The organism is Streptomyces geranii, assembly GCF_002954775.1.
Taxonomy (GTDB): Bacteria; Actinomycetota; Actinomycetes; order Streptomycetales; family Streptomycetaceae; genus Streptomyces; species Streptomyces geranii.
In genome coordinates, this window is the sequence record NZ_PJME01000017.1 from 39,306 (window position 1) to 58,500 (window position 19,195).

Annotated in this window: 18 protein-coding genes; 10 read left to right on the forward strand and 8 right to left on the reverse strand. The window is 70.4% G+C overall.

The window, feature by feature from the left end; genetic code table 11:
• Positions 1-40 precede the first annotated feature (40 nt).
• Positions 41-832, reverse strand: coding sequence for a hypothetical protein (locus CW359_RS22760; protein WP_105971932.1), 792 nt, complete (start codon positions 830-832; stop codon positions 41-43).
• An 85-nt stretch (positions 833-917) separates the two neighbouring features.
• Positions 918-1,658 carry a hypothetical protein gene (locus CW359_RS22765; protein WP_198655343.1) on the reverse strand — a complete coding sequence of 247 codons (741 nt, stop codon included), beginning with the start codon at positions 1,656-1,658 and terminating at the stop codon, positions 918-920.
• 229 nt (positions 1,659-1,887) lie between these two features.
• Between CW359_RS22765 and CW359_RS22770 the strand changes: the two genes are divergently transcribed.
• The 4 genes from CW359_RS22770 (at position 1,888) to CW359_RS22785 (ending at position 7,158) form a co-directional block, all read left to right on the forward strand.
• A complete protein-coding gene (locus CW359_RS22770) occupies positions 1,888-2,664 on the forward strand; it encodes an SDR family NAD(P)-dependent oxidoreductase (protein ID WP_105971933.1) in 777 nt (258 codons plus the stop codon).
• Positions 2,665-2,781: 117 nt separating this feature from the next.
• Positions 2,782-3,900, forward strand: a complete 1,119-nt coding sequence (locus tag CW359_RS22775; protein ID WP_105971934.1) for an LLM class flavin-dependent oxidoreductase — start codon at positions 2,782-2,784, stop codon at positions 3,898-3,900.
• A gap of 79 nt (positions 3,901-3,979) precedes the next feature.
• Positions 3,980-5,710 carry an N-acyl-D-amino-acid deacylase family protein gene (locus CW359_RS22780; RefSeq protein ID WP_105971935.1) on the forward strand — a complete coding sequence of 577 codons (1,731 nt, stop codon included), beginning with the start codon at positions 3,980-3,982 and terminating at the stop codon, positions 5,708-5,710.
• Entirely contained in the window at positions 5,707-7,158 is a 1,452-nt protein-coding gene (locus tag CW359_RS22785; RefSeq protein WP_105971936.1) for an aldehyde dehydrogenase family protein, read from the forward strand. The genes CW359_RS22780 and CW359_RS22785 overlap by 4 nt, the downstream gene beginning before the upstream one ends.
• Positions 7,159-7,311: 153 nt before the next feature.
• On the opposite strand, the gene CW359_RS22790 is transcribed toward CW359_RS22785, so the two are convergent.
• From CW359_RS22790 to CW359_RS22800, 3 genes are all read right to left on the reverse strand, one after another.
• Positions 7,312-8,274 carry an anti-sigma factor RsbA family regulatory protein gene (locus CW359_RS22790; protein WP_105971937.1) on the reverse strand — a complete coding sequence of 321 codons (963 nt, stop codon included), beginning with the start codon at positions 8,272-8,274 and terminating at the stop codon, positions 7,312-7,314.
• Positions 8,271-8,609, reverse strand: a complete 339-nt coding sequence (locus CW359_RS22795; protein WP_232838538.1) for an STAS domain-containing protein — start codon at positions 8,607-8,609, stop codon at positions 8,271-8,273. The genes CW359_RS22790 and CW359_RS22795 overlap by 4 nt, the downstream gene beginning before the upstream one ends.
• A gap of 68 nt (positions 8,610-8,677) precedes the next feature.
• Positions 8,678-8,959, reverse strand: coding sequence for a hypothetical protein (locus CW359_RS22800; protein ID WP_105971939.1), 282 nt, complete (start codon positions 8,957-8,959; stop codon positions 8,678-8,680).
• Between the two features lie 437 nt (positions 8,960-9,396).
• Here CW359_RS22800 and lanL point away from each other — a divergent pair, with 437 nt between their 5' ends.
• The 4 genes from lanL to CW359_RS22815 all read left to right on the forward strand — a co-directional run bounded on the left by lanL (position 9,397) and on the right by CW359_RS22815 (position 14,558).
• Positions 9,397-12,111: a class IV lanthionine synthetase LanL gene (gene lanL, locus CW359_RS22805; RefSeq protein WP_105971940.1), complete on the forward strand. Its 2,715-nt coding sequence runs from the start codon at positions 9,397-9,399 to the stop codon at positions 12,109-12,111.
• A gap of 44 nt (positions 12,112-12,155) precedes the next feature.
• Positions 12,156-12,311 carry a VenA family class IV lanthipeptide gene (locus tag CW359_RS45920; RefSeq protein ID WP_198655344.1) on the forward strand — a complete coding sequence of 52 codons (156 nt, stop codon included), beginning with the start codon at positions 12,156-12,158 and terminating at the stop codon, positions 12,309-12,311.
• Between the two features lie 256 nt (positions 12,312-12,567).
• Complete coding sequence (locus CW359_RS22810) at positions 12,568-13,683, forward strand: ATP-binding cassette domain-containing protein (protein ID WP_105971941.1); 1,116 nt, start codon at positions 12,568-12,570, stop codon at positions 13,681-13,683.
• A complete protein-coding gene (locus CW359_RS22815; protein ID WP_105971942.1) occupies positions 13,680-14,558 on the forward strand; it encodes an ABC transporter permease in 879 nt (292 codons plus the stop codon). Before CW359_RS22810 ends, CW359_RS22815 begins: the two co-directional genes overlap by 4 nt.
• A gap of 34 nt (positions 14,559-14,592) precedes the next feature.
• On the opposite strand, the gene CW359_RS22820 is transcribed toward CW359_RS22815, so the two are convergent.
• On the reverse strand, positions 14,593-14,988 hold the full coding sequence (locus tag CW359_RS22820; protein WP_105971943.1) for a nitroreductase family deazaflavin-dependent oxidoreductase: 396 nt from the start codon (positions 14,986-14,988) through the stop codon (positions 14,593-14,595).
• Positions 14,989-15,090: 102 nt separating this feature from the next.
• Here CW359_RS22820 and CW359_RS22825 point away from each other — a divergent pair, with 102 nt between their 5' ends.
• A complete protein-coding gene (locus CW359_RS22825) occupies positions 15,091-15,909 on the forward strand; it encodes an endonuclease/exonuclease/phosphatase family protein (protein ID WP_198655345.1) in 819 nt (272 codons plus the stop codon).
• Between the two features lie 61 nt (positions 15,910-15,970).
• On the opposite strand, the gene CW359_RS22830 is transcribed toward CW359_RS22825, so the two are convergent.
• Entirely contained in the window at positions 15,971-16,345 is a 375-nt protein-coding gene (locus CW359_RS22830) for a peptidase inhibitor family I36 protein (protein WP_105971945.1), read from the reverse strand.
• 148 nt (positions 16,346-16,493) lie between these two features.
• The gene (locus CW359_RS22835) at positions 16,494-18,032 is read right to left on the reverse strand and encodes a CehA/McbA family metallohydrolase (protein WP_105971946.1); all 1,539 of its coding nucleotides are present in this window, start codon (positions 18,030-18,032) and stop codon (positions 16,494-16,496) included.
• Between the two features lie 208 nt (positions 18,033-18,240).
• On the opposite strand from CW359_RS22835, the gene CW359_RS22840 reads away from it, so the two are divergent.
• A complete protein-coding gene (locus tag CW359_RS22840; protein ID WP_105972031.1) occupies positions 18,241-19,086 on the forward strand; it encodes an LLM class F420-dependent oxidoreductase in 846 nt (281 codons plus the stop codon).
• Positions 19,087-19,195 lie beyond the last annotated feature (109 nt).

The window sequence follows — 19,195 nt, forward strand, 5'->3', positions numbered from 1 at the left end:
CCGCCCCTTTTCCACCGGCTTCTGACGCCGTCCGGAATCCCTACTCCGCCGCGACCTCCGACAGCGGGATCTCGACGTCCGTCACATTCCCGCCGCCCTCACCGAATCCGGGTTCCGCGCGGGCACTGTTCTCCGAATTCTGGAGTCCGTTTGCCTGCGGAGTACCGCATTTCACATTGCGCAGCCACAACCGGCCGTCCGGAGTCCCGTTCTTCAGGAGCTGCGGATAGAAGACATGGACGGTCGCGGCGCCCTCGCTCGGCGCGAAGAACACCTTCTGGCCGTCCTGTTCGTCCTTGTACGTGGCGCGCAGGAATCCGCTCACATCGGTGCGCTTGGCCGACCACATGAAGAAACCGATGCTGTCCGCCTGCACGGTGTCGGTGCGGCTGAGTTCCAGGCCGGTGGTCTTGTCGTCCGTCGTGATGTTGATCTCGGAGGTGTTGAAACTGACGCCGACCTCAAGGAACGAACCCACCAGTTTCGAGTCGGCCGCGGCGACGAATCCGTCCTCCAACTGAATGAACCGGCTGACGGTCGCGGCCACTTTGAAGGTCTTCGAGGCGGTGCTCGTCGATCCGCAGTTGTCGGTGATCGCCGAGACCCGCTCGTTCGGGCCGAGGCTGTTCCGCTTGTTCTGGACGGGGACGAAATCGCAGTCCGCGAGTTTGTCCGAGTCGGAGGCGCAGTCCGCGGTCACCTCGGAGGGCGTGGCGGCACCCGCCTGGGCCATCAGCGGGACGGCCACCGCGAGGGCCGCGACCGGGGCCAGGGCGAGGGTGATGCGCTTCTTCTTGCTCCGGTGGCTCTTGGCGCGGCCGGTGCGGCTCATAGGGTTCTCCTGGGGGGAAAGGCTGCTGATCTGCGGTTTTGAAGGGTGAGGGGGAGCGGAGTGCTCGCGGGCGGCGGGAGGAGGGTCAGCAGTCCTCCAGGACCGCCTTCGACGTGCCGTCCACCAGACCGGGTGCGCCGGCGGCACCCGCCAGGACGGCCGGACCCTCAATCACATCGGGCGCGACGAAGTTCTTCTCGGGGGACGGATTCACCGCGAAGCTGCCCGGGTCGGCGTCGATCCGCACCCGCCATTCACCCGTCATCCGCTGCAGTTTCGGCGTGAACTCCATGTGGAGCACCTTGCCGACCGGCACCTCGCGCTCTTCCGTGTCACCCGCCGAAGCCGATTTCGTGGTCAGGTCCAGGGTGCCCTTGTGCTTGAGCCACGATCCGCCGATGGCCCCGAAGAGACCGCCGCCACCGCCCTGTTGGGTCACGGTGTAAAGGCCCTGGCCCTGGGCGGCGCTCGCCGACCAGGTGATCGACACCTTCGACGGTTCGGTGGCGTTCGGCTCGCAGTTCGGAAAGTCGATGGACGACTTCTCGGTGGGCCCGTCGAAGGTCTCGAACTTCGTCTCGACGAAATCACAGTTGTCGGACTCGAAACTCGGGCCGGCGATCGGGTGTCCGCCGAAGTCGAAGATGTCCTGCTGTTTACCATTGAGCACCTCGGCTCGCTGGCACAGCGTCATGATCTGCTCCGCCGTCTTCTCCTCAGCGGCGTTGGCCGACGGCAGGAAGGTGATGATCGCGCCGCCGGTCGCCAACGCCGATCCGATCGCCACGAGCCGGATCTTCTTGCTCTTCAGTCGCCTCTTGGCCATGCCGCTCCGTCCCTGGAACACTTGGGTTTCTTGGGGATCGCTTTACCTTCTCGTGGAGGATTATTGGCGTCACCTGTGGGTTCGCGACAGGGTCAAATATCCCTACTCCTCGGTCACTTTCAGTGTGCTCTCGCACACACAGCACACCCGACGCCGTCTCTGACGCATCGTCAGATACGGCGGTACGATGCTGACCTCCACCGATCCGAACTGCGGAAGGGGTCCCCGCATGGGCAAGCTCGACGGACGGGTCGTACTCGTCACCGGCGCGGCACGCGGACAGGGCGAGCAGGAGGCCCGGCTCTTCGCGGCGGAGGGCGCGCGGGTCGTCGTAGCGGATGTGCTCGACGATCAAGGGGAGGAGCTGGCCAAGGAGTTGGGGGCGCTGTACGTCCATCTCGACGTGCGCGAGGAGGCGGGCTGGCAGGCCGCCGTGGCCGCCGCCGAGAAGGCGTACGGGCGGATCGACGGGCTGGTCAACAACGCCGGCATCCTGCGCTTCAACACCCTTCTCGACACCCCGCTCGACGAGTTCATGCAGGTCGTGCAGGTGAACCAGGTCGGCTGCTTCCTGGGCATCAGGACGGTCGCGCCGCGCATCGCCGACGCGGGCGGCGGGACGATCGTCAACACCGCCTCGTACACCGGGGTCACCGGGATGGCTGCGGTCGGGGCGTACGCGGCGAGCAAGCACGCCATCGTCGGGCTCACCCGGGTCGCCGCGCTTGAGCTGGCCCGGAAGAAGATCCGCGTCAACGCCATGTGCCCGGGCGCCATCGACACCGCGATGTCCAACCCGGCCGTGCTGGACCCGGACGCCGACGCCGAGGGTGCCTCGCAGGGCCTGGACAAGCTGTACCGCAAGCTCGTGCCGCTGGGCCGGATCGGGCGGCCCGAGGAGGTGGCGCGGCTCGCGCTGTTCCTCACCTCGGAGGACTCCTCGTACATCACCGGGCAGCCGTTCGTGATCGACGGGGGCTGGCTCGCGGGTGTCAGTGTTGTCTGACTGACCGTCAGCTATTGACGGTCACAGGGCCCGGTGGAACAGTCGACCCAAGAAATCTGACGCTACGTCAGAAACGTCAGAGACGCTGACTTGGGTGACTGGGGACGGTGAACCTCCTTGGAATTCGGGCTCTTTGTACAGGGATACGTGGGCAAGCGTGCCGAGACCGATCCACTCGCGGAGCACAAGGCGCTGATGGAGGAGACCGAGTACGTCGTCCAGGCCGACAAGTCGAACTTCAAGTACGCCTGGGTGTCCGAGCATCACTTCCTGGAGGAGTACTCGCACATCTCGGCGAGCGACGTCTACCTCGGCTACCTCGCCCACGCCACCGAGCGCATCCACCTCGGCTCCGGCATCTTCAACCCGCTCGCCCCGGTCAACCACCCGGTGAAGGTGGCCGAGAAGGTCGCCATGCTCGACCATCTCACCGGCAACCGCTTCGAGTTCGGCAGCGGCCGGGGCGCCGGCTCCCACGAGATCCTCGGCTTCATGTCCGGCATCACGGACATGAACCACACGAAGGAACTCTGGGAGGAGACGATCGCCGAGTTCCCGAAGATGTGGATGCAGGACGAGTACGTCGGCTTCCAGGGCAAGCACTGGTCGCTGCCGCCGCGCAAGGTCCTGCCCAAGCCGTACGGGCCCTCGCACCCCGCGATGTGGTACGCCGCCGGCTCGCCGCCCTCGTACGCGATGGCCGCCCGCAAGGGGCTGGGCGTGCTCGGCTTCAGCGTGCAGAAGGTCTCCGACATGGAGTGGGTGCTGGAGCAGTACAAGACGGCGATCGTGGACGCGGAGCCGGTCGGTGAGTACGTCAACGACAACGTGATGGTGACGTCGACGGCGATCTGCGCGCCGACGCACGCGGAGGCGGTGCGGATCGCGGCGGGCGGTGGACTGCACTATCTGCAGTCGCTGCTGTTCCGGTACCACGACACGTTCCCTCGTCCCGAGGGGTTCCCGGTGTGGCCGGAGACGCTGCCCGAGTTCAACGAGGAGATCATCGAACTGCTCATCGCCGAGGAGCTGTTGATCTGCGGGGACCCGGACGAGGTGCTGACGCAGTGCAAGCGGTGGGAGCAGGCCGGGGCCGATCAGCTGAGCTTCGGGATGCCTATCGGGATCTCTCGGGAGGACACGCTGCAGACGATTCGGCTGGTCGGTGAGCATGTGATTCCGAAGATCGACACGGATCCTGTGCATCGGACTTCGCGGTTCCGTGGGGTGGCTTGAGGGTTCGTCGGCGGGTGCGGGTGCGTGGGGGCTGGTCGCGCAGTTCCTCGCGCCCCTGAAAAAGAAGGGAGTTGCAGTCTTGCTTGATCATGTGGTCAAGGGAGTCACCGTGGTCGACGGGACCGGGGCGCCCGCCTACGTCGCTGACGTGGGGCTGCGGGACGGGCGGATCGCCGTCATCGGGACCGTGACCGAGGAGGCCCGGACCGTCGAGGACGCCGCCGGGCTGGTGTTGGCGCCCGGGTTCGTCGATCCGCATACGCACTACGACGCCCAGCTCTTCTGGGATCCGTATGCGACGCCCTCTCTCAATCACGGGGTGACGACGGTCGCCGCTGGCAACTGCGGCTTCACGCTTGCCCCGTTGAACCCTGCTCGGCCGGACGACGCCGACTACACGCGGCGGATGATGTCCAAGGTCGAGGGGATGTCGTTGGTGGCGCTTGAGGAGGGGGCGCCGTGGAGTTGGAGCAGTTTCGGGGAGTATCTGGACGCCCTTGAGGGGCGGATCGCCGTCAACGCGGGCTTCATGGTGGGGCATTGCGCGCTGCGGCGGTACGTGATGGGGGCGGACGCCGTCGGCGGACAGCCCACCGAGCGGCAACTCGCCGAGATGCTGCGGCTGTTCCACGAGGCCATGGAGGCCGGGGCCTGGGGGTTCTCCACCACCCAGTCGTCCACCCACTCCGACGGGGACGGTAAACCGGTGGCGTCCCGGCACGCGCTGCCCGCCGAACTCCTCGCCCTCTCCAAGGCGGTCGGGGAGCACGAGGGCACACAGATCGAGGCGATCGTCGCCGGGTGCCTCGACCAGTTCAGCGACGACGAGATCGATCTGTTCGTCGAGATGAGCGCGGTCGCCGGACGTCCGCTGAACTGGAACGTGCTGACGATCGACGCGGCCGTACCTGCCCGCGTCCCCCGCCAGCTGGAGGCAAGTGAGCGGGCCCGTAAGGCGGGTGGCCGGGTCGTGGCGCTCACCATGCCCATCCTCACGCCGATGAACATGTCCCTCGGCACGTTCTGCGCGCTGAACCTGATCCCCGGATGGGGGCCGATCCTGGGCCTGCCGGTGCCCGAGCGGATCGAGCGGCTCGGCGACCCCGCCGTACGGGCGGAGATGGTGCGCCGGGGACAGAGCGAGGAGGCCGGGGTCTTCCGGCGGCTGACCGACTTCGGGCGGTACGTCATCGGGGACACCTACAGCGAGGCCAACGAGGGACTGACCGGGCGGGTGGTGCGGGACATCGCCGCCGAACGCGGCCAGGACCCCTTCACCTGCATCGTCGAGATCTGCGTGGCCGACGGACTCCGTACGGTCCTGTGGCCGATGCCCACCGACAACGACCCGGCGTCCTGGGCGCTGCGCGCGGAGACCTGGCGGCACGAGGACGTGCTGCTCGGCGGCTCCGACGCGGGCGCGCATCTGGACCGGATGTGCGGGGCGCCGTACACGACGCGGTTCATCGGCGACTGTCTGCGCGGGCGCCGACTGGTTTCGCTGGAACGGGCGGTGCAGATGCTGACCGACGATCCGGCGCGGCTGTTCGGCCTGCGGGAGAGGGGGCGTATCGAGGAGGGCTTCCATGCGGACCTGGTCCTCTTCGACCCGGAGCGGATCGACGCCGGCAAGGCCACCCTGGTGCACGACCTGCCGGGCGACAGTCCGCGTCTCGACTCGCAGGCGATCGGCATAACTGCCGTATGGGTGAACGGAGTCGAGGCCATCAGGGGCGATGTGGTCACGGGTGCGGTGCCGGGCAAGGTGCTTCGCTCGGGGCAGGACACGGCCACGGTGAGTACCAAGTGACCGACGGACAGCGGCTGTTCGTCGGCGGCTCCTGGGTCGAGCCGGCCGACGGTCACTACGAGGTGGTCGACCCGGCGACTGAGGAGGCCGTCGGGTGGGCGCCGGAGGCCTCGCGGGAGCAGGCGCACGCCGCAGCAGCGGCGGCTCGCGAGGCCTTCGAGCCGTGGTCCCGGCTGCCGGCGGAGGAACGGGCGGCGGTACTGGGCCGGGCGGCGGACATCATCCAGAGCCGGCTGGCGCCGTACGCCGCGCTCGCCCAGGCGGAGACCGGCGCCACGACGGGGACGGCGCGCGGGATGCAGGTGGGTGTGGGCGCGGCCCGTTTCCGCCGGTACGCGACGGTCGAGCCGGCCGAGTGGGCGATCGCGCCGCAGGTCAACGAGGGGGGACCGTTCGGGAAGGCCGCCGTGATGGGCGCGTTGGCGATACGCCAGCCGGTCGGCGTGGTCGCCTGCATCACCTCGTACAACAACCCCTGGGCGAACCCGGCCGGCAAGATCGCGCCCGCCCTGGCCATGGGCAACACGGTGGTCGTGAAGCCCGCGCCGCAGGACCCGCTGTCCGTGTACCGGATGGCGGAGGCGCTGGAGGCGGCGGGTGCGCCACCGGGGACCGTGAACGTGGTCAGCGGACGGGGAGTTGGGGTCGGCGAGGCGGTCGTGGACTCGCCGGACGTCGACATGGTCAGCTTCACCGGCTCCACGGCGGTCGGGCAGCGGATCGGCGAGGTGTGCGGCCGTGGCATGAAACGGCAGTTGATGGAGCTGGGCGGAAAGGGCGCGGCTCTGGTCTTCGACGACGCGGATCTGCGCTCGGCGGTCTCGGGCATCGGCACGACGTTCTCCTTCTACAGCGGCCAGATCTGCACGGCACCGACGCGGGTGCTGGCACAGCGGGGTGTGTACGGCCAGCTGGTCGAGCAACTCGCCGCGTACGCCGGTCAGTTGAAGGTGGGCGATCCGCGTGCGGCGGGCACGGTGGTCGGCCCGGTGATCTCGGGGGCACACCGGGACCGGGTGGAGGCGTACGTCGAACTGGGCCGCAAGGAAGGCGCGGTGGTGGTCGCGGGCGGCGAACGCCCGCCGTACGAACGGGGCTTCTATGTCGCCCCGACCCTGCTGGCCGACTGCACGAACGACATGCGGGTGGCCCGGGAGGAGATCTTCGGCCCGGTGGTGACCGTCATCCCCTTCGACGACGAGGAGGAGGGCATCGCGCTCGCCAACGACAGCGAGTACGGGCTCATCGACTACGTCTGGTCCGGCGACGTGGCCCGGGCGTTCCGGGTCGCGCGACGGCTGCGGGCCGGGGGCGTGGGCGTGAACACCGTCGGGCGGAACATGGAGGCGCCGTTCGGGGGGTTCAAGCGGAGCGGTGTGGGGCGGGATGTGGGGTCGTACGCGTTGCATGCGTACGGGGAGGTGCAGGCGGTCGTCTGGGCGGGGTGAGGTCGGCCAGTGGGGTCGTTGGGCTGGCTGAGGTCGGGCAACGGGGGCCGCTGGGCTGGCTGAGGTTGGCGAACGGGGCCGTTGGGCTGGCTGAGGTCGGGCAACGGAGTTCGCTGGGCAGGCTGAGATAGGTCGACGGAGGCCGCTGGGCGGCTAGTTGCTGCCGATTCCGAAGTAGCAGCGGACGGCCGTGCCGGCGGGGTCGGTGTGGACGCGGACCAGGTCCGTGACGGTGTGCACGAGCAGCAGGCCGCGTCCGCCGCGCTGGTCGCGGGTGGCGGGGCGGCGGCCGGCGAGCGGGTCGCTGAGGTGCCCGCGGTCGCGGACCTCGCACACGAGTTGCGAGTCCTCGGCCCAGACCCGGAGCGTGCCGGTGCCGCCACCGTGCACCACGCTGTTGGTGGTCAACTCTGCGACGGTCAGGGCGAGATCGTCCAGACGTATGCCGGACAGGCCGAGCTGGGCGGCCAGCGCGACGGCGAAGTGCCGTACGACAGGCAGCTCTTCGGAGCCGAAGCCCTGGGGCTCGGCGCTCGCGGGAGCCGCCGGGAACGGCCGGTTGTACTCGGCGACGACCTGGCCGGGCGCGTACGACGGACTGGGCTGCCGGATGCCGCCGGAGACGACGACCGGGTGGGTGGCGTACGCGTCGGCGAGCACGTCGGAGGCGAGGCGCTCGGCGTCGTACGGGCAGAGGATAGTTAGATCCCGGCCCTGGAAGGCGAGGTTGATGAGCGCCTCGTGCTGCACGCAGGCCGGGTACTCGACGCCGCTGCGGCCGGGCCAGATGGGCTCGCCGATGATCCGTACGTGCGTGTCGGTGCGGGCGTCGGCGAAGGCGCGCAGCACTCGCGGGATGATCCGGCCGGGGTTGCGGCCGGCCTCGGTCATGTCGACGAAGTGCACGGAGTCGGCGTCGCCGCCCAAGTGCTGCCTGAGCAGGGCGAGTCGGGGCTCGGGCACGGCGACGGCCACCGGGTCCCCCGCCTTGATTCCCTCCCGTACGAAGGGGACTGTGCCGTCGAGGTACTCCTCCTCCCCCCGGTAGAACAGGGCGGGGTGGGCGAACGGCTCGGGGGCGGCGGTCGGTTCGGTGGTGGTGTGCGTGGCGGTCATCGGGCCACCACCTCGATCGCGGGCAGGTCCGGCCAGAACATCTCAAGGAGCCGGGGGAGTGTGGCGGGCGGCCGTTCGACCCTGATGTGCCGTCCGGGCGGGAGGAGTTGGGCGGTGACGGCCAGGGCCGAGACACCGGCGACATCGACGAAGGTCACGGCGGACATCTCCAGACGGCACCCGAACTCCTGGTGCAGTGGCAGTTGCTCCAGTGTCCGCTCCCAGGCCGGGCAGGTGGCCGAGGTGATCTCCCCGACCGCCCGCCATCCCGCGCGGTCGGGCAGCGGACGCAGGTGCAGCGCGCTCCCCGACGCGACCGGCGCTGACGCGTTCACGGACACCTCCAGTACGACGCGGCGAGTCATCCCCTGCCCGCAGGGTCCCACGTGTGTGCCCCGCGCCGTCAGGACAACGGCGTCTCCCGGACCCTGAGCGGACCGAACAGCGCGTCCAACTCGGCGTCCGTGGTGGGTCCGCCGGCGCCCAGGCCCTCCCAGAGTTCCAGTTCGCGGAGGGTGCGGACGGAGAGGTGGTAGGCGCGGAAGAAGTGGACCATGAGCTGGAAGACGCGGACTTCGTCGTCCCCGGTCTCCCGCATCACCCAGCGCGCGACTTCGGAGGCCGGGCACCCGGCTTCGCCCAGGCGGCGCAGGCCGGCCTGGATGGCTGTCGGGTCGGTTGTCATGGGGTGGTCGTTTCTGCTTCGAGGCGGTGGAGGAGGGGGGCGGAGAGGGGGGTGCGGAGCGGCCACGCCACCGTATCGCCTGTCCGGAATGGATGATCAGGGCGATTGTCGGAGTCCCACCCGTTTCGATGGTGTCGAACCGAGCGGGAAACGGTCAGAATCGGTCGCTCGGTGCGTTCAGTTGAAGTTGCGGTGGGCGGTGAGTGGCAAATTCGGAGATAAATGGCGCCGAATGCACGATCCCCTTGTCTTTTCGCTCGCATTGTCGAACACGGCGAGCATTTCTGATCCGCAGGCGCATATGCGCCCTGTATGTGCGCCGGACTGCGCCACCTGTCGGCACGGCAATGCCGTGCGCTCGTTGAATCGTATTGTGCATTTATCATTGTTGCGGGGATATTTCACTCAGCGGTTCTCACCGTTGGGGAGGTACACGCATGACGAGCCACGCGACCGAAGTCAAACTCGAAAGCCTGCTCTTCCGGGCGTTACAGGCCACAGGTACGGAAACGCGTTGGGTGACCGACGTGGAAGAGACGTGGTGCCGCCTCGCGCCCCTGTCCGGAATTCAGTGCCGGCAGGGCTGGAAACTGCATGTTTCCGCGACGGCCGCCTCGGCGCCGGAAGTCCTGGTGAAGGTGCTGGACGTGCTGCTTTACGAGGAATCCGGATTCAAGTTCGTCCGGTCCCTTGAGCAGGTGAGCGCACTCAACTCCCGCGCCACGCCAATGGGAAGTTCGGGAAAGTTCATCACCGTATACCCGCCCTCGGATGCTGACGCGGCCCGAATGGCGCTGAGGCTGCACAAGGCCACGGCGGGACTTTCCGGCCCCCGGATTCTTTCCGACCAGCCCTACGCCCCGCACAGTCTGGTGCATTACCGCTACGGGGCCTTCGTGGGCCGGCGGCGCCTGTCGGACGAGGGTCTGCTGGTGTGGTTCATCGAGGACCCCGACGGCAATCCCGTGGAGGACAAGCGCACCGGGAGGTATTCCCCGCCCTCCTGGGCGGTCAGCCCCTTTCCCGCCTCGGTACCGCTGCCGCCGAAGCAGGAACAGGCGGCCAGGAAGCCGGTGCTGCTCGGCGGGAGGTTCTCCGTACGGGAGGCGATCCGGCACACCAACAAGGGCGGTGTCTACCGGGGCACCGACGTCACCACGGGCGGCGGAGTGGTGATCAAGGAGGCCCGGCCGCACGTCGAGGGAGACGCGTCCGGCTCCGACGTGCGCGACTGGCTGCGGGCCGAGGCCAGGATTCTGGAGAAGCTCAGCGACACCGGGCTGGCACCGGAGGCCCTCTCGATGTTCGAGACGGGCGGGCACCTGTTCCTCGCCCAGGAGGAGGTGCCGGGCATACCGCTGCGCAACTGGGTCGCCGAGCACTTCCGCGACGTCGGGAGCGAGCGCTACCGGGCGGACGCGCTCGCCCAGGTCGGACGTCTCGTCGAGCTGGTCGCGGCGGCCCACGCCCGCGGCTGCGTGCTGCGGGACTTCACGCCCGGCAACGTCATGGTCCGGCCCGACGGGGAACTGCGCCTGATCGACCTGGAGTTGGCCGTCCTGGAGGGCGACGCCGCGCTGCCGACCAAAGTGGGGACACCCTGCTTCAGCGCCCCCGAACGCCTGCTGGACGCCGCCGTCTCCCCGACGGCCGACTACTACAGCCTCGGCGCCACGATCTGCTTCGTGCTCTGCGGGAAGGTACCGAACCTGCTGCCCGAGGAGCCGGCCACCAGGCCCCCGGAGCAGCGGTTCGCCGAGTGGCTCGCCACCTGCGCCGCGACCCTGCGCCTGCCGGACCCCCTGTCCCAGCTGATCCTCGGGCTGACGAGGGACGACCCCGCCGCGCGCTGGGACTTCGCGAGGGCGCGTGCGGCCCTCCGCGAGCTGGAACCGGTGGCGGAGAGTGAGACGTACCCGGAACCGGCGCCGACCCGGCCCTGGCAGCGCGCCGCCAGGCCGCGCAGGGCACCCGACGCCGCCGGGCAGGTCGCGACGCAGGTCGCCGTCGCCGGGATGGTGAACCACCTGGTCGACTCGATGACCCCGGCCGACGACCGGCGGCTGTGGCCCGTGTCCGTCCTGGCCGGGGAGACCGACCCCTGCACCGTCCAGCAGGGCGCGGCAGGCGTACTGGCGGTCCTGACCAGGTACTACGAGCTGAGCGACGACCCACGGCTGCCGGAACTGCTGTCCACCGCCGGCCACTGGATCGTCGCCCGCACCGACCCCCGCTCCATCCGCCCCGGCCTGCACTTCGGCGGTCGCGGCATCGCCTGGGCGCTGTACGAGGCCGGACGTGCCGTCGACGACCGCACGCTCACCGACCACGCGCTGGCCCTGGCACTGGCCCCGCTGGAGTTGACCCTCAGCCACGACATCACCCACGGCTCCGCGGGCAGCGGACTCGCCGCCGCCCACCTGTGGCACCGTACCGGCGATCCGCGCCTGGCCGAACTGGTCGTCGACGCGGCAGACCGGCTGGTCGCCGCCGCCGAGCCCGAACCGTCCGGAGTGAGCTGGCCCGTGCCGGCGGAAGCCGTCTCCGAGGAGGCCGGGAAACGCTACCTGGGCTTCGCGCACGGAACGTCAGGCATCGGCTCCTTCCTCCTCACCGCCGCAGCCGTGACCGGCCACCCGCGCCATCTGGAACTGGCCCTCGCGGCCGGCGAACACCTGGTGGCCAACGCCGTACTGGTCGACCGGGCCGCCCAGTGGCCCTCCCAGGCCACCGACCCGCCCACCGCCCCGTACTGGTGCCACGGCTCGGCGGGCATCGGCTCCTTCCTGGTCCGGCTCTGGCAGCGCACCGGGGACCGGCGGTACGACGAACTGGCCCGTGGCGCGGCGCACGCCGTCATGGAGCGGGCCTCCCGCGCCGCGCTCGCCCAGTGCCACGGGCTGGCCGGGAACGGCGACTTCCTCCTCGACATGGCCGAGGCCACCGGGGACCCCGCCTACCTGGCGATGGCCGGGGAACTGGCCCGAGTCCTCGTCTCCGAACGAGCCCACCGCGACAGTCACGTCGTCTTCCCCAACGAGTACGGGGACGTCTCGACGAGCTGGAGCGACGGGTCCGCGGGAATCCTGGCGTTCCTGCTGCGGACCCGCCACACAGACTCCCGGCACTGGACGGTCCAGCAGCCGGGCTGAGCGGCAGGAATCCCTGTCGCCGCCTCACAGAGAAGGAGAATGTCATGGAGAACCAGGCTCTCGAACTGCTGGCCCAGCTGCACGCCCTTCCGGAGACCGACCCGGTCGGCATCGACGGCGACTCGTTCTCCGGAACGTGTGCGTGCGTCGGCGTGCTGACGCTGCTCAACACGGTCTGCGTGGGCATCAGCTGCGCGTAGCCGCGTGAAACCTCCGGCCGGTGACTGCCCGGACAGCCACCGGCCGGAGCGACCGGCGCCGCAGCCGGCACGGAAGGGCCTTCCGCAGGCATGGCGGAAGGCCCTTCTCGCAGACGCGGACAGCCCTTCTCCCATAGACGCACATGACCCCTCTCCCTCAGACGCAGACGCGGACGACCCCCCTCCCGTAGACGCGGAAGACCCCTCCCCCGTATGTCCCGCATGTTCCGTATCTCCCGCAGACGAGGACCCGGCCATGCAGCCACCAGCAGCAGGTGACGACGCCCGTACCCGAGCGCCCCTCCTGACCGCCGCCCCCACGGAACCGGGCGGCACGCGGTCCGCCGCCCAGTCGGCGTACGCCATCAGCACGCGCGGTCTGGTCAAGAACTACCCCGGCCCGGACGGGACCACCGTGCACGCCGTGCGCGGCCTGGACCTGGACGTGCGCCAGGGCGAGACCTACGCCTTCCTCGGCCCCAACGGCGCGGGGAAGTCCACCACCGTCTCCCTGCTGTGTGCCATCGCCCGCCCCACCGCCGGACAGGCCACGGTGGCGGGCGCCGACGTGGTCGCCCGGCCGGACCGGGTACGACGGTCGGTCGGGATGCTCTTCCAGCACAGCGCCCTGGACCCGGACCTGACGGCCGAACAGAACCTGTACATCCACGCCCGCCTCTACGGACTGCGCCGCCGCCACGCCCGCGCGCGCGTCACCGAGACGCTGGAAACGGTCGGGCTGGCCGACCGGAGGCGGGCCCCGGTACGCACCCTGTCCGGCGGTATGCGCCGCCGCCTGGAGCTGGCCCGCGGCCTGCTGCACGAGCCCCGGGTGCTGTTCCTCGACGAGCCGACCACCGGACTCGACCCGCACGCCCGCGCCCAGGTCTGGGAGCACCTCCGCGTCCTGCGCGACCTGCACGGCAGCACGCTCTTCGTCACCACCCACTACCTGGAGGAGGCGGAGAACTGCGACCGCCTCGGCATCATCGACCACGGCCGGCTCGTCGCCCAGGGCACGCCCCTCGCGCTGAAGTCCGAGATCGGGGACGACCTGGTGGTGCTGCGCACCGGCGACGACGAGACGGCCCGGCAGGTCGTGGGCCGGACCGTGCCGCCGGGTCTCGTCGTCACCCGGGACACCGAGGGGGTGTCCGTGCGCGTGCCCGACGGCAGCGCCTGGATTCCCCGGCTGTGCGCGGCACTTGAGGCCCACGGCATCGCGGTGCGAGCCGCGTCCGCGACCCCGCCGACACTCGACGACGTCTTCTTCCACCACACCGGCCGCAGCATCCACACGCCGCAGCCCCACCGGACACCGGCCGCCCCGGCCCCGGGCGCAACCACCCAGGCCACGGAGGAGGCCTCATGACCGCCGCCCCCGCGCACCCGGCCCCTGACGCCCCCGCACACCCCTCCGCCGACCCCGGCCGCGAGCCGGGGACCGCCCTGCGCCGTGAACTGCGCGCGGTCCACGCCCTGGTCCACCGCGATCTGCTGCGCCTGGCGGCCCAGCGCACCCACACCGCCCTCATGCTGCTCCAGCCGGTGCTCTACCTCTTCGTCCTCGGCGGCGGCCTGGCCGCCCTGATCCCGCACTCCTCGCTGGGAGTCGGGTACCAGACGTACCTCTTCCCGGGCGTGCTGATGATGACGGTGCAGGCACCGGCCGTCGTGGTCGGGATCCGCCTGATCACCGACCGGCAGAGCGGCTATCTGCGCGAACTCCTCATGGCCCCGGTCAGCCGGTCCACCCTGCTGCTCGGCAGCTGCGCGGGCGGCACCATCGTCTCCACCGTCCAGGGCGCCGTCCTGCTCGGCCTGGGCGGCACCGTCGGCCTGCCCTACGACCCGCTGCTGCTCGCCCTGCTCCTGGCCGGCATGATCCTGGCCTCCTTCACCATCACGGCCCTGTCCCTGATGCTGGCCGTGTGCCTGAGCCGGCCCGAGACCTTCCACATGCTGCTCGGCCTGGTGATGGTGCCCCTGCTGTTCCTCTCCGGCGGCTTCTTCCCGCTGGAGAACCTGCCGGGCCCGGCACGCGCCCTGGCCGCGGTCAACCCGCTCGCGTACGGAGTGGACCTGCTCCGCCGCTGCATCGCGCTGTGGGTACCGGACCGCGCGACCACCGCGGGCATCGAGTGGTACGACTGGCAGCCCCCGTTGCTCCTGGAGGGCGCCGTTCTCCTCACCACCGGGGTCCTGGCCCTGCTGTGGGCCGCCCACCGCTTCAGCCGCCCCGAATGACACGTACGCGGTCCCCGGCCCGGCCCGGGCAGGTTCAGCCCTCCAGATCCACCCGCACCGTGAGCAGACTCGTCCCCATCGCCCGTACGCCCGTGCTGTTCACCTTCGGCAGCATGCGCAGCCGGGCGACCGGATCGTCGTCCGGCAGCAGATGCGCCGTACCCACATGCCACCGCCCGCCGACCCGCACGCGCACCCTCGGGTTCGCCTTGATGTTCCGTACGTACTGGGACTTCTCGCCGAACTCCGAGACCAGCCAGAACTCGTCGCCGACCCGGCGGCCACCGAGCGGGGTGACCCGGGGGAGGCCGGACGTGCGGCCCGTGGTCTCCAGGAGGGTCTGGAAGGGGAGGCGGCGGGTTACGGGGTTGCCGATGCGGCGCTGGAAGGTGGTGGCCGCCTTGAATCTGAACTCCGTGAAGCGGGACATGTCGGTTCGGTGCCTCCTGCGTTCGTGCCACTGCTGTCGCGTGCTCTTGAATGGTCTCCCAGTGGGGCAAGGGCTGGGCGAATTGGGCGGGCGGTGGCGAGTGTGCGCGTGGTGACCTGGAACCTGTGGTGGCGGTTCGGGCCGTGGGAGGCGCGGCAGAAGGCGATTCTGGCCGTGCTGCGGGAGCTGCGGCCCGATGTCGTCGGGCTGCAGGAGGTCTGGGAGTGCGGCGGGGAGAACCTCGCCGGCTGGCTCGCCGACGAACTGGGCCTGCACTGGACCTGGGCTCCCTCCGCCGTCCCCGAGCGCTGGCAGCGGCGGATCGGCGGTGCGAAGGTCGACGTCGGCAACGCGGTGCTGAGCCGTTGGCCCGTCGTCGAGAGCGAGTCGATGCGGCTGCCGGCCCCCGACGAACTGGACGACGGACGGCTCGCGTTGTACGCCCGCCTCGCCGCCCCCGGCCATCACGTCCCCTTCTTCACCACCCACCTCACCTCCGCGCCCCACGCCTCCGCCGTGCGCTGCCAACAGGTCACCGCAGTCGCGGAGTTCGTGGCGGGACACCGTGACGGCACCGCCTACCCGCCGGTCATCACCGGTGACTTCAACGCCTGGCCCGACTCCGACGAGATCCGGCTGCTGGGCGGTTACAAGACCGCCCCCGCCGTTCCGGGCCAAGTGTTCCTGGACGCGTGGGAGTTGGCCGACCCGGCGGCTCCGTCCGCTACTTGGGACGCCGCCAATCCGTATGTGGCCGCCGGGTTCGGGCCCAGCGCGCGGATCGACTACGTCTTCGTCGGGCCGCCCGGGCGGGGCGGGCTCGGGCATGTGCGCAAGGTGGAACGGGCCGGGCACCGGGTCGTGGAGGGCATCTGGCCGTCCGATCACGCGGCGGTGGTGGCGGATCTGGCGTCCGCCTGAGGGGCGTACGCCCGAGGGGCTGTACGCCGTGGTGCCGCCTCAAACGGTCTCTGTCGGGCCGTCAGCACTCCCCGCGCCACACCGCCGACTTGAACACCACGCCGGTGTCGAAGTTCAACTTGTAGTCGCCCGGGCCGGGGTTGAAGTGGAGGCAGCGCTCGTACGTGGCGCCGTGGTAGGTGTACGTCAGCTGGATGTGGTCGGCACCAGGGGCGGCCACGCCGTTGTTGAAGGTGGATCGGCCGCCGGCGCTGCCCGACCAGTCGCCGAAGGTCTTCACCACGAGCGTGCCGGTCTGGTTCTGGCCGGAGTAGACGCAGAAGTACCCCTTTTCGCAGCCGGGCGGGTTCGGCTCGGCGGAGGCGGCGGGTGCCATGGCGACGACGCCCGCGAGGGCCGCGGACGCCGCCGTGAGTGCGATGGTGCGCTTGCGCATGAGTTCCCCTTGGTGAGGCAGGTCGACGGCTTGCCCCACCACTGTCGGCCGGCCCGCTGCAGAGGGCGCGCAGTCCCGATGCAGTTTCCCTGCAGTTCCCATGCAGTCCGCATCCGGTCCGAGCAGGGTGCGGGTTCGGCTCCCGTGCCTACCGCCCCAGGAAGATCGGGTTCGTGAACGCCGCCAACGCCCCCGGCAGCGGCGCCAGCACCGCCTCGTGCCGCACCTCCGCCCGTACGTACGCCGCGTACTGAGCCGTCGTACGCCACTCCACGACCCCCGCGCCCGCCACCGGCAGCACCGCGCTGGTGAACAGCACGCCCTGGTCCGTCACGAAGCGGACCGTGCAGCGCGGGGCGCCGGAGACCTCCAGGCGGACCGTGACCGGGACGTCCTTCGCGACCTTCAACCGGCCCCCGATGTCCGCGTGTTCGCCCTTCGGACCGGACGCCGTGAAGGCGAGGGCGACCGACTTGGACTCGGCCACGTACGAGCGGCCCGCCCGCAAGCCCTCCTGGATCGCCTCCCGGGTCAGGTCGTCGGCCAGGACGACCGTCTGCGGGACGCCCACCGGGTCGGGGTCGCGGTGGGCGTCGCTGTTGCCCATCGCCGGAATCCAGTCCCGGCCGCCCTCCCGCACGGAGGCGACCAGCATGCCGTCCCAGTCCGCCAGCGCCACCTCGTCCTCGGGCGAGTAGGCGCCGTTCCACACCTCCACCGCGTCCGCGTCGTCGAAGCCGAACTTCCAGTTGCAGCCGACGCAGGTGGCGTGCGGGTGGGCCGGGACGACCAGGCCGCCGGCGCGGCGGATCCGGCGGGCGTACTTGCCGAAGCGGTTGTCGCGGGCCCGGTAGCGCCAGTCCACGAACGTGCCCGGGTCGATCCCGAGCGCGACGACGTGACCGTTGCGGGTCGTGACCTCCTCGCCGACCATGATGAGGAGGTCGTCGCCCGCTTCCGACGCCCAATGGGCGTGCGCTGATTGGGTGTTGTGCTCGGACGAGTTGATGAAGTCCAGGCCCGCCGCCCGCGCCAGCGCCGCGATCTCGGCCGGGGTTCGGCGGCCGTCCGAGTACCAGGAGTGCAGATGGCAGTCGCCCCGGTACCAGGCCCGGCCCCGCCCCTTCGCGCGCTCCGGCGGGTAGACCGGGTCCACGACCTCACCGGGCTCGCCGTAGGTCAGCGTGATGGTGATCTCGTACGCGAGGCCCTGCGGGGAGACCGTGTACGGGCCCAGCGCGATGTGCCAGGTGCCCGCCTTCACCGGGCCGGGGATGTAACCGGGCGTCGCGTCGTCCGCGCGGACGAAGAACTCCGTGCGCGCGCCGCCCGACCAGCCCCGGAAGCCCTTGCCGCCCAGTTCGGTGCCGCGCTGGTCGAAGACACCGATGTCGAGCGCGTTGCCCGCGGTGCCGGCCGGGACGGACGGGCGGTCGTAGGTGTACGAGACCCTCAACTCCCGTACGCCGGAAGGGATTTCGACAGGCAGATAGACGAAGTCGGGGGAGCCGGTCGGGAGCGTCCCCCGTACCGTCTTCGTCTCGGTGCCGGGGGTCGCCTCGGCCGGGGTGCCGTCGGTGAAGGTCACGCTTCCCAACGTAAGCGCGGCGGCGGCTCCCGTCACGAACAGCGCGCGCCTGGCCAGGCCGTTTCCTGTGCCGGTTCCGTGGTCGTCGTCTTCGCACATGCTGCTGCTCCCAGGAAGTCGGTGTGACGTGGGTGAGGCAGTGGTGGCGTGTGTCTCTCTTCATAGCCACTCTCGGGTCCCGGAGTGAACTCCCGTACAAGACAGGGGTGTCGCCGGGATATCGCCGTCTTTCGAGCGTGCGTGACCTTCGACCGATGCCGACCGGTCGGTATGGACAGACGGCCTGCCGCCCGGTACAGATATGGACATGCGCCTAGCCGTCACGATCTTCCTCACCGACGAGACGATCACCCCGACCCGGCTCGCCCGTGAGCTGGAACAGCGCGGGTTCGCCGGGCTGTACCTGCCCGAGCACACGCACATCCCGGTCGAGCGGACCACCCCGTACCCGGCCGGCGGCGAGCTGCCGCCCGAGTACGGCCGTACGCTCGACCCCTTCGTCGCGCTCGGTCAGGCCGCCGCCGTCACCGAGCGGCTCGCCCTCGGCACGGGCATCACGCTCGTCGCCCAGCACGACCCGATCGACCTCGCCAAGCAGATCGCCACCCTCGACCACCTCTCCGGCGGCCGTTTCACCCTCGGCCTCGGCTACGGCTGGAACGTCGAGGAGGCCGCCGACCACGGCGTCGAATGGCGTACGCGGCGTGATCTGATCCGGGACCGGATGGCGCTGATGCGCGCCCTGTGGTCGGACGAACCGACCGCGTACGAGGGGGAGTTCGGGAGCGTGCGGGCGAGCACCGCGTACCCGAAGCCGGTCCAGAAGCCGCGTGGTCCGGTCGTCGGACCGCGCACGCTCATCGGCGGTTCGGCGGGGCCGAAACTCTTCGCCCACATCAGCGAGTACGCGGACGGCTGGCTGCCGATCGGCGGGCGCGGGCTGTCCGAGTCGCTGCCCGTGCTGCGCTCGGTGTGGGCCGACGCGGGCCGCGACCCGGCCGCCCTCCAGGTCGTCCCGTACGCCGTCCAGCCCACCCCGGGCAAGCTCGCCCATTACGCCGACCTCGGCATCGAGGAGGCCGTGGTGCAGCTGCCGCCGGCCGGCGAGGCCGAGATCCTGACCCTGCTGGACGGCTACGCCCCGTACCTGTAGTCCCCCGGCCGGGTAGCTCCGTGGTCGTACGCCCGAAGTCATACCCAGGTGCCACCGGCTCGGGAGAGCTTCGCCGGCGCCCGGCCGACAGTGCCGCCCTGTAACGTCC

Excerpts from the sequence above, each read along its gene's own strand:
- CW359_RS22760 (WP_105971932.1), bottom strand. The coding sequence starts at position 832 with ATGAGCCGCACCGGCCGCGCCAAGAGCCACCGGAGCAAGAAGAAGCGC.
- CW359_RS22765 (WP_198655343.1), bottom strand. The coding sequence starts at position 1,658 with ATGGCCAAGAGGCGACTGAAGAGCAAGAAGATCCGGCTCGTGGCGATC.
- CW359_RS22770 (WP_105971933.1), top strand. The coding sequence starts at position 1,888 with ATGGGCAAGCTCGACGGACGGGTCGTACTCGTCACCGGCGCGGCACGC.
- CW359_RS22790 (WP_105971937.1), bottom strand. The coding sequence starts at position 8,274 with ATGACCGCCACGCACACCACCACCGAACCGACCGCCGCCCCCGAGCCG.
- CW359_RS22800 (WP_105971939.1), bottom strand. The coding sequence starts at position 8,959 with ATGACAACCGACCCGACAGCCATCCAGGCCGGCCTGCGCCGCCTGGGC.
- lanL (WP_105971940.1), top strand. The coding sequence starts at position 9,397 with ATGACGAGCCACGCGACCGAAGTCAAACTCGAAAGCCTGCTCTTCCGG.
- CW359_RS45920 (WP_198655344.1), top strand. The coding sequence starts at position 12,156 with ATGGAGAACCAGGCTCTCGAACTGCTGGCCCAGCTGCACGCCCTTCCG.
- CW359_RS22810 (WP_105971941.1), top strand. The coding sequence starts at position 12,568 with ATGCAGCCACCAGCAGCAGGTGACGACGCCCGTACCCGAGCGCCCCTC.
- CW359_RS22815 (WP_105971942.1), top strand. The coding sequence starts at position 13,680 with ATGACCGCCGCCCCCGCGCACCCGGCCCCTGACGCCCCCGCACACCCC.
- CW359_RS22820 (WP_105971943.1), bottom strand. The coding sequence starts at position 14,988 with ATGTCCCGCTTCACGGAGTTCAGATTCAAGGCGGCCACCACCTTCCAG.
- CW359_RS22830 (WP_105971945.1), bottom strand. The coding sequence starts at position 16,345 with ATGCGCAAGCGCACCATCGCACTCACGGCGGCGTCCGCGGCCCTCGCG.
- CW359_RS22835 (WP_105971946.1), bottom strand. The coding sequence starts at position 18,032 with ATGTGCGAAGACGACGACCACGGAACCGGCACAGGAAACGGCCTGGCC.
- CW359_RS22840 (WP_105972031.1), top strand. The coding sequence starts at position 18,241 with ATGCGCCTAGCCGTCACGATCTTCCTCACCGACGAGACGATCACCCCG.